Here is a 13,585-nt window from a genome sequence, read left to right on the forward strand (position 1 = left end):
CATTCGTGGTCCAGGCGGCCGTTCGGGACTACGCTAGCTGTCGAACATTATTGGCCATGAACCGTCGCCTCCGCGTCCGGTTGTCAGGCCGGACGAGGTTGTCACCCCCTCTGGAGAGCGCCGTGCCCAAGTCTCAGGTCCGCAAGAAGAAGGTGTACACCCCGCCGACGGACGTCCGTCCGACGACGACGGCGGCGTCGCGCAAGCCTAGCCCGGTGTGGCTGCCGATCACCGCGGTCACTCTGATCGTCGCGGGCATCGGTTGGCTTGTCGTCTACTACCTCTCCGAGCAGGAGTACCCGGTCGCCTCGTGGCAGTACTGGAACCTGGCCGTCGGCTTCGGCGCGATGGTCGCGTCGCTGGTGCTGCTCTCCCGCTGGCGCTGAGCCCGGTCGGGCCGCTGCCGCACCGCAGGAGCCACCACCGGACGCAGGATCTGCGCCACCCGCCGTCCCCCTGCCCGGCAGGACCGGGCCGGGCACCCTATGGTGTCCGCAGGCGGCGCGGCCTATTGCGAGATGACTCACGTTACTGCTGGGTAACCTTGCGCGTAGGCTGCACTGCATGACCGAGCGGAGCGAGGTCATCGACCGGTCCGGTCGCAGGTGCGGCAGCGGCGCGACGCTGCCCCACCTCTGCCTCGGTCCCGGTTGCTGAACCGCTCGCCGAGCAGCAGACCGGGGAGGCCAACTCGATGGGCAGCGTCCAGATCGTCACCACGATCCTCGCGGCCGGCATCACCGCCGTGGCGGTGTGGCTGGCGGTGCGCGCGGTCATGAAGATGACGGCCGTCATCCGGCTGGGGCAACCCGCGCCGGAGCGGTTCGCCGACAAGGGCGCCCGCACCAGGAAGATGCTGGTGGAGACCGCCGGCCACACCCGGATGCTCAAGTGGGGTGTGGTGGGCGCCGCCCACTGGTTCGTGATGGTCGGCTTCATCGTGCTGTCGCTGCTGGTGCTCGAGGCGTACTTCGAGGTGGTCACGCCGACCGGCGGCCTGCCGATCATCGGGCACTGGACCGTGTTCGGGCTGGCCACCGAGATCATCACCGTACTGGGCCTGGTCGGGATCCTGGTGCTGATGGCGATCCGGCTGCGGAACCGGCCGAACCGGCCCGGCGGTCGCTCCCGCTTCACCGGCTCGACCATGTGGCAGGGCTACTTCGTCGAGTGGATCGTGCTGCTGGTCCTGATCTTCGGCCTGGTGATCCGGGGCTTCAAGGTCGCCACCGACCACTTCGAGTACCCGGTCTGGGCCACTCCGGTCAGTCACGCGGTCGGCGCGATCCTCCCGGACTGGTCGGACGGCGCGAGCGTCGCCGCGCTCATCAAGATCGTCATCTCGATGACCTGGCTGATCGTCATCTCGCTGAACGTCACCATGGGCGTCGCCTGGCACCGCTTCCTGGCGTTCCCCAACATCTTCTTCAAGCGCGACCCGGAGAAGCCGGCCGGCTCCGGCCTGGGTCCGCTGCGTCCGATGACCAGCGAGGGCAAGCCGCTCGACTTCGAGGAGGCCGACCCGGAGAAGGACCAGTTCGGCGTCGCTCAGGTCGAGCAGTTCACCTGGAAGGGCCTGCTGGACTTCAGCACCTGCACCGAGTGCGGCCGCTGCCAGTCGCAGTGCCCCGCCTGGAACACCGGCAAGCCGCTGTCGCCGAAGCTGCTCGTGCTCAGCCTGCGCGACCACGCGTACGCGAAGGCGCCCTACCTGCTGGCCGGCGGCGGCAAGGACCTCACCGGCGAGGAGAAGGCCACCCAGGCGCAGCTCGCGCACCTGGACGTGCTGTCGCTGGCCGAGGGGGACAAGCCGCTGATCGGCACGGCCGAGGAGGGCGGGGTCATCGACCCGGACGTGCTCTGGTCCTGCACCACCTGCGGTGCCTGCGTCGAGCAGTGCCCGGTGGACATCGAGCACGTGGACCACATCGTCGACATGCGGCGCTACCAGGTGCTCATCGAGTCGAGCTTCCCCTCCGAGGCCGGCGTGATGCTGCGCAACCTGGAGAACAAGGGCAACCCGTGGGGTGCGCCGCAGAACACCCGCGAGGACTGGACCAAGGGCCTCGACTTCGAGGTGCCGCGGGTCGGCGAGGTGGACGACTTCGAGTACCTGTTCTGGGTCGGCTGCGCCGGCGCGTTCGAGGACCGGGCCAAGAAGACCACCCGCGCGGTCGCCACCCTGCTCAACGAGGCCGGCGTGAGCTTCGCGATCCTCGGCGAGGGCGAGACGTGCTCCGGCGACCCGGCCCGCCGGATCGGCAACGAGTTCGTCTTCCAGATGCTCGCCCAGCAGAACGTCGAGACGCTGAACGAGGCGTTCGAGGGTCGGGAGAAGACCAAGCGCAAGATCGTCGCCACCTGCCCGCACTGCTTCAACACCCTCGGCAACGAGTACGGCCAGCTCGGCGGCGAGTTCGAGGTGGTACACCACACCCAACTGCTGGCCCACCTGGTGTCCACCGGCAAGCTCACCCCGGTCCAGCCCGTCGACGGCGGCGTCACCTACCACGACCCCTGCTACCTGGGACGGCACAACCGGGTCTTCGCCGCACCCCGTGAGGTCCTGGGCGACTCCATCCAGGGCGAGCTGACCGAGATGCCGCGCAACAGCGAGCGCTCCTTCTGCTGCGGTGCCGGCGGCGCCCGGATGTGGATGGAGGAGAAGATCGGCAAGCGGATCAACGTGGACCGGGTCGAGGAGGCCATGGCCACCGGGGCGAGGACGGTGGCGGTCGGCTGCCCGTTCTGCTCGACGATGCTCAACGACGGCGTCAACGGCAAGGGTGCCGGCGAGCAGGTCGAGGTCGTCGACGTGGCGAGCGTCCTGCTGCGCTCGGTCAAGCCCGAGCAGCCGCGGGGCGACAAGGAGGCCACGCCGGTCGTCGGCTGAGGCGTACACCTCGGTTTCGCGCATCGGCGGCGGCGGCCCTCAGGGGTCGCCGCCGCCGTGCAAGAATCTCGCCGAGGTGAGGAGACATCGACGGCCTGCTCTTTATGACGCTGCTGCCGCTGGTCGGCTTCGTTGCGCTGACCGCCGGCAACGCGTTCTTCGTCGCGGCCGAGTTCGCCCTGGTCACGGTCGACCGCGCGGAGATCGATCGGCGGGCCGCCGCCGGTGACGACGCCGCCCGGACGGTACGCGCCGCGCTGCGTGAGCTGTCCTTTCAGCTCTCCGGGGCGCAGCTCGGGATCACCATCACCGCGCTGCTCACCGGCTACCTGGCCGAACCGGCGCTGGCCCGGATCTTCACCCCGCTGCTGCGTCCGGTGACCGGGGAGAGCACCGAACGGTTCACCCCGTTCCTGGCGCTGGCCCTGGCGACGCTGATTTCCATGCTCTTCGGCGAGCTGGTGCCCAAGAACGCGGCCCTGGCCCGCCCGATGCCCGCCGCGCTGGCCACCGCCGGGCCGATGCACGCCTTCTCCCGGGCGTTCGGCTGGTTGATCCGGGGCCTCAACGGGTCGGCGAACCGGTTGGTCCGGGCGCTCGGCGTGGAGCCGCAGGAGGAGTTGGCCAGCGCCCGCTCGCCGGAGGAACTGGGCCTGCTGGCCGCCATCTCGGCCCGCGCGGGCGCGCTGCCGCCGGACACGGCGATGCTGCTGCGGCGCACCATCCGGTTCGGCGACAAACGGGCGGCCGAGGCGATGACCCCGCGGGTCGACGTGGTCGCGCTGCGGGCCACCGCCACGGTGGCCGAGCTGCTGGAGGAGTCCCGGCGGACGGGACGGACCCGCTTCCCCGTGTACGAGGAGACCCTCGACCTCGTCACCGGCGTTGCGGGCGTACCGGACGCGCTGGGCGTGCCGCTGGCCGCGCGGGCGTCGACGGTGGTGGCAGCGGTGGCCCGTGAGCCGGTGTACGTGCCGGAGAGCCTGGACCTGGACGGCGTGCTGGCGGCGTTGAAGGCGGCCGGCGACGACCTGGCGATCGTGGTCGACGAGTACGGCGGCACCGATGGCGTGGTGACGATCGAGGACCTGGTCGAGGAGCTGGTGGGCGAGATCGCCGACGAGTTCGACCCGGCCAGCGTGGACGACGCCGAACCGCATCAGCTGACCGTTCCGGGCGGGGAGCGGACAGTGCTGGTCGACGGGGTGCTGCGCTCCGACGAGTTGGTCGAGCAGACGGGCTTCCGGCTACCCGAGGGGCCGTACGAGACGCTGGCCGGTTTCCTGTTGGCGCGGCTCGGACACATCCCGCTGCCGGGCGAGACGGTCGACGCCGACGGTTGGGAGTTCACCGTGGTGGAGGTGGAGCGACACCGGATCGAGCAGGTCCGGGTGCTGCGCCCGGCGGATCCGGACGCCGATGACTGAGCTGCTGGTGGCCGTGCTGCTCCTGCTCGGCAACGGCTTCTTCGTGGGTAGCGAGTTCGCGCTGATCGCGTCCCGTCGAACGGTGATCGAGCCGTTGGCGGCCGGTTCGAAGCGGGCCCGCTGGGCGTTGTCGGCGATGAACCAGATCCCACTGATGATCGCCGGTGCGCAGCTCGGCATCACCGTCTGTTCGCTGGGCCTCGGCGCGATCGCCGAGCCCGCGTTGGCCCATCTGATCGAGTCGCCGTTCCACGCTGTCGGTCTGCCCGAGCGCGCGGTGCACCCGGTGGCGTTCGTGCTCGCGCTCGCTGTCGTCGTCTTCCTGCACACGGTGGTCGGCGAGATGGTGCCCAAGAACATCACGCTGGCCGGTCCGGAGGTCTCCGCGCTCTGGCTGGGCCCGGCCATGCTGGCGTTCTGCGTGGCCACCAAGCCGCTGCTGCTGGCGATGAAGTGGGCGGCCCGCCGGGTGCTCGCTCTCTGGCGGATCGAGGCGACCGAGGCGGTGAAGACGGTGTTCACGGCCGAGGAGTTGGCGGGGTTGGTGTCGCAGGCGCGTACGGAGGGACTGCTCGACGCCGAGGAGCACGCCCGCATCACCGGCGCGCTGGCCCTGCACACCCGTACGGCGGCGGACGCCCTGCAACCGTGGTCGACGGTGACGACGGTCGCCGAGGACGTCTCACCGGCGTCGCTGGAGGTGTTGGCGACCCGTACCGGCCGGTCCCGATTTCCGGTGGTGCAGCGGTCCACCCGGCGGGTACTGGGCTTCGTGCACGTCAAGGACGTACTCGGGTACGCCGGGCAGGGTCGCCGAGCGCCCGTGCCGGCGGCGGTGTACCGGCCGTTGGCGGTGGTGCCGCCGGACCGTACGCTCGCCGATCTGCTGCTGGCCATGCGTCGGGAACGGCGGCACATGGTGCTGGTCAGTGACGGGCGTCGACCTCTCGGTGTGGTGACGCTCGATGATGTATTGACCGCAATCGTTGGCTAATTGACCGACACCCTTGGTGTGCAGACGGTTGCGCGACAGTGACGGTGACTCGGCTCGCCTTGATTCCGGTCCGGCGCTTCCCTAATGTGGTGCACCGACCGCTGTGGGTCGTCTGCCTCGGCCCTTCCCTCACGCGAGGCGCCCGGCGGTCGGTTGCAAAGGAGTCGGTGCCGGTGGCAACCATGCCCCCTCATCGTCACGCACCAGGACTGCCCGCTCGACCGGGCGGTCTGCGCAGGGTCGCCCACCGTCTGCTCGTGCTGGTCGCGGCTGCGGCGGTCGGTGCCGGGATGCTCGCCGTGCCCGCGCAGGCCGAGCCGACCGTCGACGAGATCGAGGCGCAGATCGACAAGAAGTGGGAGCAGTTGGAGCCCACGATCGAGCAGTACAACAAGGTGCGGGCGCAGCTGAAGGTCAACAAGAGCAAGTCCGCCGCGCTGCAGAAGAAGATCGAGCCGCTCGCCCTGCAGAGCGAGCTGGCCCTCAACCGCGTTGGTGACCTCGCTTCCCGCTACTACATGTCCGGCCCCTCGCAGGAGATCGGCGCACTGCTGGTCAGCGCCAAGCCGGACACGCTCACCGAGCAGCTCACCCTCCTCGACCGGCTCGCCGCCCAGGAGCGCAAGCAGGTCGAGGGTGTGCTGGCGGTCCGGGCCAAGTACGACGGCGAGAAGCAGAAGCTGGACGCGCTGATCGCCACCCAGACCAAGCAGCAGAACGACCTGGCGGCGAAGAAGAAGCAGATCGACGCCGAGATCAAGAAGCTCGAAGCGTCGATGCCGAAGACGACGGTCAAGACCGCCGGTTGCCCGACCATCAACGGTGTGGTCTCCGTGGCGGCGCAGAAGGCGATCAAGACCGCCTGCCAGCAGGTCGGTGACCCGTACGTCTGGGGTGCCGTCGGTCCGAACGCGTTCGACTGCTCGGGCCTGACCCAGTACGCCTACAAGTCGGCCGGGATCTACCTCACCCACCACACGGGTGATCAGTGGAACGAGGGCAAGGCCGTCTCGCGCGCCGACGCCCGCGCCGGTGACCTGGTCTTCTTCTACTCCGGCCTGAGTCACGTCGGGCTGTATCTGGGCAACAACCAGATGGTGCACGCGCCACGCGCCGGCAAACCGGTGCAGGTGTCCAGCATCAACACGATGCCGGTCGCCGGGTTCCGCCGACCTGGCTGATCCCCACCACGCACGACGACGGCCCCCGGTCACCTCGACCGGGGGCCGTCGTGTTTCCGCAGCGCGGTGCGCCGACCGGTTTTCTCAGCGTGGTGCGCCCACCGGGGATGGCAGGAGCTGTACGTCGGCGAGGTCGACGTACATGACGCGGTGGCCGAACTGGATCTGGACGTACCGGTTTTGCCCCCGGATCACCGTCCAGTCGCCGGGCGAGGAGCCGTCGAACGTGCTGGCCCGGTAGTACTCGCCGGGCAGCACCGCGCCGACGGCGTACCGCTGGCCGGCGGCGAGGGTGTACTGCAACGGTGAGATCGCCTGGTACGGCACGCCGGCCGGGTAGGCGGCCTGCTCCGGGTACGCCCGGCCGTAGACCGGGATGGTGGCCCGGCCGGGTTTCGGGGTGACCACCGTGCCGACGGTCCAGGTGGCCGTCGGCGCGGACGCCGGGTTGTGGAACCACGCCCGCTGCCCGAGGTACCAGATTGCCGTCCAGTCGCCCTGTCGACCGGCCAGCGCGTACGTCTGGCCGGCGGACGCGCGGGCCCCGTGGTCCGACACGTCCATCGTGTTCGGGGTGCCGTCGGGGCGCAGCGCGATGTCGTTGACCAGCGGCGCGTCCGCCGACGGCGCGGTACGCAGGACCACCGACGAGGAGCCGCGCGGCGCGCACGGTGTCCCCGGAGTGACGCACCCGGTGAACGCCGGCTGGTTGGTCGCGTAGTCGGGGTCGATGCGGACCAGCCCGGTGGCCGGGGTGCCGGTGTCCAGCCGTGGGGCGTGCAGCAGGTCGAAGTAGTGCGTCCAGTCCCAGTAGGGCCCCGGGTCCCAGTGCATCCCGCGGACCGTCGACGCGGTGGTGCCGGGCACGTTGTCGTGGCCGATGATGTGCTGGCGGTCCAGCGGGATGCCCAGCCGTAGCGCGAGGTGCCGCACGAGCTTCGCCGAGGTCCGGTACATCGCCTCCGTGTACCAGGTGCCCTGCGCGGCGAAGCCCTCGTGTTCCAGCCCGATCGACTTGGCGTTGACGTACCAGTTGCCCGCGTGCCAGGCGACGTCCTTGGTACGGACGTGCTGGGCGATGTGCCCGTCCACGGAACGCAGTGAGTAGTGCCAGCTCACGTAGGTCGGGTCCTGAACGAGTTGCAGGGTGGTCGCCCAGCTCGCCTCGGTGTCGTGGATGACGATGTACTCGATCTTCTGCCGAGCGGGCCGGTCGGACAGGTCGTGGTTGCCGTAGTCGCCGTCGCCGAACGCCGCGTAGGGTGCCGGGATCCACTCGCAGGACACGGTGCGGGGGCACTCCAACCCGTCCGGGCGGGCGAGTCGCCGCAGTCCCAGTCGGTCCAGCCAGGACCGCTCGGGTCGTACCGTCCGGGCCGGCAGCGTGACCCGCTGGCCGTCGTCGGTCACCCGCGTCTCGCCGGCGCCGATCGTGGTGAAGACCTCGTCGGCGAAGGCCGCCGCGGCATCGGCGCTGTCCGCGCCGGCATAGCGGGCCACCGCGCCGTACCAGGTGGCCGGGTCGGTGCCGACTCCGACGGGCGCGCCGACCTCCCGTTGGTACGCGGCCAGCAGCGCCGCCCCACCCCGGAGGTTCGTCGTCGGGTCGGTGCGCAACGCCTCGGGGGTGGCGCCGGTGAGCGCCGCGGCGGCGTCCACGGTCTGTAGCGCGGCGCTGGGCGGCGCGTCTCCGGTGGTGGGTGCCGGCGCGAGAGCGCGACGGGACTCGTCGCCGCGCGGGTCCTCCCCCGGGGCGTCGTGGTGACCGCGTCGGGGTAGGGCGGCCACGTGCCGGGCATCGGTCAGGTGCATCGGGCCGTAGCCCCCGCTGGTGCTCGGCGTGCCGGCGTTGCTGTCCCAGCGGGACTCCAGGTAGGAGACGCCGAGCAGCACGTCGATGGGGACGCCGTACTCGGTCGCCGCGGCGGCGTACTGCTGCTGGCGGTCGGCGGCGGGGGCCGCGGCGGCCGGGCCGGCGGGTAGCGGTACGGCCGCCGTGGCGGTGACGAGCGCGACGGCGAGCAGGGTCGGACGTTTCATCGAACTCCCTACATGTGAACTGGTATCGGTCCGGTCACCTTCGCGCCGCCGGGAGTCCGCGTCAATACCTTTCCATGCTTCAAAACGTGCAGTAAGAAACCTTCACTTCCGCTCGATGGACCGCTTGAATCGGTACGGAGTGTCACGGCCGCACGGGTTGCGGATCGGTAACGGCCGTCTCTACTCTGGTCATTCGTCGGCCCGGTAGCAGGTCTGCCCACCCGGGCGGTAACGGACCGACACCGCCGAGTCGCTCGCGAGCGAGCCGGGGACCCACGTTCCCCGGGGTGAATCCGCAGTTCCTGCGGTAGGGCGCCCACTTCCCGCCCGAACCCGTCAGCTAACCCGGTAGGCGGTCAGGAAGAAGGAGTACGGAACCCGGTGGCCCTTAAAGCCCCGCGGCCGTCGTCCGGACGGTCGGCTCCGGCCGACCCGACGTCGACCGTGCCGCGTCCACGCTGGTCCCGCTTCACCACCGCTCTCGCCGCCCTGGTCGGCGTCGCCGTCGTCCTGACCGGCAGCGCCACGGTGGCCCACGCCGACCCGTCCGTCGCCGAGATCGAACGACAGATCGACGAGGACTGGAACAAGCTCGAACCGATCATCGAGCGGCACAACGCGACCCGCGCCGACCTGGCCCTCAAGCGTAAGCAGGCCGACGCGCTCGCCGCCCGCATCACGCCGCTGGAGCGTCAGGTCGACGCCGCGATGGACAAGGTCAGCGCGCTGGCCGTCCGTGCGTACATGGGTGAGAACCTGTCGACCGTCAACACGATGCTCGGCAGCCGGTCGCCGAGCGAGATGGTCGGTCAGCTCGAAATGCTCGACCGCTTCGCGCACAACCAGCAGGAGGACGTCCGTCAGGTCGCCGACCTGCGCAACGAGCTGGCCCGGCAGAAGGCGCCGCTGGACGAGATGGTGGCCCAACTGACCCGCACCGAGGCCCAGTTGGCGGCGAAGAAGAAGCAGATCAACGAGGAGATCGACCGGCTACAGAAGCTGCGCCTCAAGGTGTACGGCAACGGCGGCGGCGGTCCGCTGCGTCCCGCACCCTGCCCGGCCAGCTACCCGGGCGGCGGTGCCGGCATCGCGGTCAAGTTCGCCTGCGCGCAGATCGGCAAGCCGTACGTGTGGGGTGCCGAGGGCCCGAACTCGTACGACTGCTCAGGGCTGATGCTGGCCGCCTGGGCGAAGGCCGGTGTGTCGCTTCCGCACAACGCCGCCGCGCAGAGCCGGGTGACCAGGAACGTCAGCAAGGGCGACCTGCGCCCCGGCGACCTGGTCTTCTACTACAGCGACATCCACCACGTCGGCATGTACGTCGGCGACGGCTGGGTGGTGCACGCCTCCCAGGCCGGTGTGCCGGTGAAGATGAAGAGGGCCGACGACGGGCCCATCCACAGCTACGGTCGCCCCGGCTGACCGACGCGGGACGCAGTCAGGGCCCGTCGCGATCCGTTCGCGGCGGGCCCTGTGTCGTCCGGCACTCGGCTGGGAACGGCCGCTAACGCGTCGGCCAGGCCCGCCAGTTCTGCCAGGAGCGACTCGGCGTCGGCCCCCGCTGACCCTGGTAACGCGACCCGTACACCACCGAGCCGTACGGGTGCTCAGCCGGCGACGAGAGCCGGAAGATGCAGAGCTGACCGATCTTCATGCCGGGCCAGAGGGTGATCGGCAGGTTCGCCACGTTGGACAGCTCCAGCGTGACGTGCCCGGAGAAGCCCGGGTCGATGAACCCGGCGGTGGAGTGGGTGAGCAGGCCGAGGCGGCCCAGTGAGCTCTTCCCCTCCAGCCGGCCGGCGAGCTGGTCGCCGAGCGAGATCACCTCCAGCGTCGAGGCGAGCACGAACTCCCCCGGGTGCAGCACGAACGGCTCGCCGTCCGGCACCTCGACCACCGAGGTCAGGTCGTCCTGCTGCATGGCCGGGTCGATGTGGGTGTAGAGATGGTTGTTGAAGACCCGGAACAACCGGTCGAGTCGTACGTCGATGCTGGAGGGTTGGACCAGGGTGGGCTCGAACGGCTCCAGGCCCAGCGTGCCGGCCTTGATCTCGGAGACCAGGTCACGGTCGGAGAGCAGCATCGGACCACCATAGCGAGGTGGGCGGTGACCAGCGTGTCGAGGTCGCTCCTCGTACATTTGTTCGATAGAATGCTCGCATGGCTTCCTGGTCCGATTTCGCCGCCGACGAGCCCCGTCTCGCCGACGGCATCCGCGTTCTCCTGCAGCAGTACGGGCCGGGCTTCGGCTATCTGGCCACGGTCCGCGCCGACGGTGGGCCCCGGGTCCATCCGGTCTCCCCGGTCATCACCGACGAGGGCCTCTTCTGCTTCATCATCGACTCGCCGAAGCGCCGCGACCTCGAACGGGACGGCCGGTACGCGCTGCACTCGTTCCCTCCGGAGGAGAGCGACGACGAGGCGTACGTGGCGGGTCACGCCTGGCCGGTCACCGATCCGGTCCGGGTGGCGCGGCTGGCGCAGAGCGCCCGGGCGGAGCCGCGGGTCGACTGGCGGCTGTTCGAGTTCACCGTCGACGTGGCGATGCTGACCCGCCGTGACCAGCACGGCCTGGGCATCGCCGTGGGGCGTCCGGCCGTCCAGGTCTGGCTCGATCCGCACACTCCGCCCGCGGCGACCGCGCCTGCCGCCGTACCGCAGACGCGGCCGACCCGTCGCAGCCGCGACGTCCAGTGCACGGCCGCCTGACCACGGCCCTGGGGAGAAAAACGCCGGTGCCGGCTCCGTCGTGACGGAGCCGGCACCTGGTGTACGCGAGGAGAGCTACGCCGCGCGGTACGCGTTCCACGCGGTCAGCATGCGGCTCGCCTGACCCGCGGTGAACTGGTACATGCACGAGTCGTAGGTGTAGTCCATGAAGTTGGTGATCGGGTCCAGGCCGGTCGCCGAGCAGGTGTTCCGTCCGGTCGGGCACTGGTACGCCGGGGAGGCCTCGGCCGGGGTGTCGCTGACCTGGTCGCCGGAGCCGCCGCAGCCACCCTGGAAGGTGTGGTAGAGGTTCAGCCAGTGGCCCACCTCGTGGGTGCCGGTGTCGCCCTGGTTGTAGTTGGTGGCGGTGCCGCCCGGCAGCGACTCGTTCAGCGCGACCACGCCGTCCATGCTGCTCAGGTTCCGCTGCGGGAAGGTGGCCCAGCCCAGCAGGTCGTCGCTCAACTCGCCGAGGTAGATGTTGAGCGTGTTCTTGCCGCCCACCCGCAGTGACGACTTCATCGACCGCTCGGCGGACGAGCCCTGGACGATGGGGTACCAGGACGGGTTCGTCACCCGGTTGATCTTGTCGAGCCGGAAGGCGAACGCGGTGGCCGCACCGCCGGTCGACCCGGCGTAGGCCTGGTTCAGCACGCTGATCTGCGAGGTGATCATCGAGTCGGGGATGTTGCCCCCGGCCCGGGTGCTGTTCTCCTGGATCACGTGCACCACGACCGGGATGGTGACGGTGGCTGCCAGCGCCGTGGCACCGGCGCCGGCCCGGAAGTTGGCCCGCTCACGCAGCGCTGCCGCGAGATCGGCGTCCCGCTCGCGGACCTGCTTGGCGGTCAACTCGTTCGGGTCGTGCTTGGCCACCGCGCCGGGCTTGACCCGGGCGTTGGCGTGGCTGTCGGCCGGCTCCGCGCAGGCGCCACCCGGCGCTGCGGAGAAAGCCGAGGCAGCGGGGACGACGCCCACCGCAGCGGTGCTGAGCAGCAGCGCGAGGGTCGTCGACGCGACACCGGCGACACGCCGGGTCAGCAGGTTGGGACGGAGTCCCATGGGCCCACCTCTTTCTGGCGGCGCGGCAGGGGGTGTGTCACGCCGTGGCTGAGAACGTGTGGCAGACGTTACAACTCATCGACGCATTTGAGAACGGCCATATGTTGCCGTCTGGAAACTTCTTCGGGGTTGGCGTCGCCGGCCGGCGCGTGGGGGTGGCTGGGTGCACGGCTGCGACGACTCGGGTACAGTGGTGCCGCCCGCGGGTGTAGTTCAATGGCAGAACATCAGCTTCCCAAGCTGACAGTGCGGGTTCGATTCCCGTCACCCGCTCCAACGCAAAGCCCCAGCTCAGGACAGGTTTCCTGGCTGGGGCTTTGATCGTTGCTACCGCTTCTTACGCTGGCCGTGCCCGCTACGTGCCAGATCCCCTGCTCTGCTTGATCTGTGAGCTGAGCGCGTCGGCGATGTGCTCGTCGCGCTCGCCCGCGGTGTGCTGATAGATCATCGCCGCACGGGTCGAGGCATGACCCATCCGGGCCATCAGGTCAGCCAGGCTCGCCCCGGTCCGAAAAGCCAAGGTGTTGCCGGTGTGCCGCAGGTCGTGGAAGTGGAAGCCGGGCAAGCCAGCCGCAGCCACCGACTCGCGCCATTTGCAGGCGGTCTGGAAGTTGGAGCGGCGCAGGGTGGCTCCCTTCGCGCCGGTGAAGATGCTCCTCGTCGACGAAGTCGTCCAGGTGTGAACGAACGGACGTCGCGGCGGATCGCGTCGGGAATGGTGACGATCCGGATGCCGGCATCGGTCTTGGGCGGTCCGAAGGTGAGGCTGCCGTCTGAGCGCTCGACCAGCGTCGCGCGGACCGTGAGCGTCCGACAGCGGGGGTCGAAGTCGCGGCGGCGAAGGGCGGCCAGCTCCCCGTAGCGGAGGCTTGCGGAGGCGGCGAGCGGGATCAAGGCGCGAAACCGGCCGGGCACGATGTCGGCGAGCTGAAAGACCTGGGCCACAGCAGGCCATCAAGGGACTTGGGACGGAGGAAGGGACCTTCCGGAACCACCGCATCCTGCGAGACGGCCACATCCGGCACTCGATCTACTACAGCGTTACCGCCGAGGACTGGCCATCTGTGAGCCAAAAGCTGAACGTCGACCGGGCGGCCAGAGGACTCCCCGCGCTGGCTTGAATCGGTCACCCACGGGATGTCGTCCGGCTGCCGGCATTTTCCGGCTCCACTCGATCCCCGAGTTGTAAGGCAGCAACAGGAGTGCGACCCCAACCGCCAGGTGCGGCAATCCGGCCTGTCGACGCTACCGTCAGCGATCATGGAAACGCCGTCGTTGC

The 13,585-nt window shown here is 69.8% G+C and carries 11 protein-coding genes, 1 tRNA gene and 1 riboswitch; of the genes, 8 read left to right on the plus strand and 4 right to left on the minus strand.

Annotated features, from left to right (window positions below; genetic code table 11):
- Window positions 1-122 precede the first annotated feature (122 nt).
- The 5 genes from ACN269_RS20155 to ACN269_RS20175 all read left to right on the plus strand — a co-directional run bounded on the left by ACN269_RS20155 (window position 123) and on the right by ACN269_RS20175 (window position 6,495).
- Complete coding sequence (locus ACN269_RS20155) at window positions 123-386, plus strand: cell division protein CrgA (protein WP_421473875.1); 264 nt, start codon at window positions 123-125, stop codon at window positions 384-386.
- A 308-nt stretch (window positions 387-694) separates the two neighbouring features.
- The gene (locus ACN269_RS20160) at window positions 695-2,893 is read left to right on the plus strand and encodes a (Fe-S)-binding protein (RefSeq protein ID WP_421473876.1); all 2,199 of its coding nucleotides are present in this window, start codon (window positions 695-697) and stop codon (window positions 2,891-2,893) included.
- Between the two features lie 104 nt (window positions 2,894-2,997).
- Entirely contained in the window at window positions 2,998-4,320 is a 1,323-nt protein-coding gene (locus tag ACN269_RS20165) for a hemolysin family protein (protein ID WP_421473877.1), read from the plus strand.
- Window positions 4,313-5,314 carry a hemolysin family protein gene (locus tag ACN269_RS20170; RefSeq protein ID WP_421473878.1) on the plus strand — a complete coding sequence of 334 codons (1,002 nt, stop codon included), beginning with the start codon at window positions 4,313-4,315 and terminating at the stop codon, window positions 5,312-5,314. Before ACN269_RS20165 ends, ACN269_RS20170 begins: the two co-directional genes overlap by 8 nt.
- A 167-nt stretch (window positions 5,315-5,481) precedes the next feature.
- Complete coding sequence (locus tag ACN269_RS20175; RefSeq protein WP_421473879.1) at window positions 5,482-6,495, plus strand: NlpC/P60 family protein; 1,014 nt, start codon at window positions 5,482-5,484, stop codon at window positions 6,493-6,495.
- An 84-nt stretch (window positions 6,496-6,579) separates the two neighbouring features.
- Here ACN269_RS20175 and ACN269_RS20180 read toward each other — a convergent pair whose 3' ends face one another.
- Window positions 6,580-8,535 carry an N-acetylmuramoyl-L-alanine amidase gene (locus ACN269_RS20180; RefSeq protein WP_421473880.1) on the minus strand — a complete coding sequence of 652 codons (1,956 nt, stop codon included), beginning with the start codon at window positions 8,533-8,535 and terminating at the stop codon, window positions 6,580-6,582.
- A gap of 233 nt (window positions 8,536-8,768) precedes the next feature.
- Window positions 8,769-8,904, plus strand: a riboswitch (cyclic di-AMP (ydaO/yuaA leader).
- A 12-nt stretch (window positions 8,905-8,916) separates the two neighbouring features.
- On the opposite strand from ACN269_RS20180, the gene ACN269_RS20185 reads away from it, so the two are divergent.
- Window positions 8,917-9,957 carry an NlpC/P60 family protein gene (locus ACN269_RS20185; RefSeq protein WP_421473881.1) on the plus strand — a complete coding sequence of 347 codons (1,041 nt, stop codon included), beginning with the start codon at window positions 8,917-8,919 and terminating at the stop codon, window positions 9,955-9,957.
- An 82-nt stretch (window positions 9,958-10,039) separates the two neighbouring features.
- On the opposite strand, the gene dcd is transcribed toward ACN269_RS20185, so the two are convergent.
- Window positions 10,040-10,618: a dCTP deaminase gene (dcd, locus tag ACN269_RS20190; RefSeq protein ID WP_266247661.1), complete on the minus strand. Its 579-nt coding sequence runs from the start codon at window positions 10,616-10,618 to the stop codon at window positions 10,040-10,042.
- A 77-nt stretch (window positions 10,619-10,695) separates the two neighbouring features.
- Here dcd and ACN269_RS20195 point away from each other — a divergent pair, with 77 nt between their 5' ends.
- Complete coding sequence (locus ACN269_RS20195) at window positions 10,696-11,244, plus strand: pyridoxamine 5'-phosphate oxidase family protein (protein WP_421473882.1); 549 nt, start codon at window positions 10,696-10,698, stop codon at window positions 11,242-11,244.
- Window positions 11,245-11,319: 75 nt separating this feature from the next.
- Here the strand turns inward: ACN269_RS20195 and ACN269_RS20200 are convergent, their stop codons facing one another.
- Entirely contained in the window at window positions 11,320-12,306 is a 987-nt protein-coding gene (locus ACN269_RS20200) for a zinc metalloprotease (RefSeq protein WP_421473883.1), read from the minus strand.
- A gap of 202 nt (window positions 12,307-12,508) precedes the next feature.
- Here ACN269_RS20200 and ACN269_RS20205 point away from each other — a divergent pair.
- Window positions 12,509-12,582 (plus strand) — tRNA-Gly (locus tag ACN269_RS20205).
- A gap of 79 nt (window positions 12,583-12,661) precedes the next feature.
- Here the strand turns inward: ACN269_RS20205 and ACN269_RS20210 are convergent.
- Window positions 12,662-13,324 (minus strand): tyrosine-type recombinase/integrase, encoded by a 663-nt coding sequence (locus tag ACN269_RS20210; RefSeq protein ID WP_421473884.1) that lies wholly within the window; start codon window positions 13,322-13,324, stop codon window positions 12,662-12,664.
- Between the last annotated feature and the right edge of the window lie 261 nt (window positions 13,325-13,585).

Source organism: Micromonospora sp. WMMD736 (assembly GCF_049179015.1).
Classification (GTDB): domain Bacteria; phylum Actinomycetota; class Actinomycetes; order Mycobacteriales; family Micromonosporaceae; genus Micromonospora.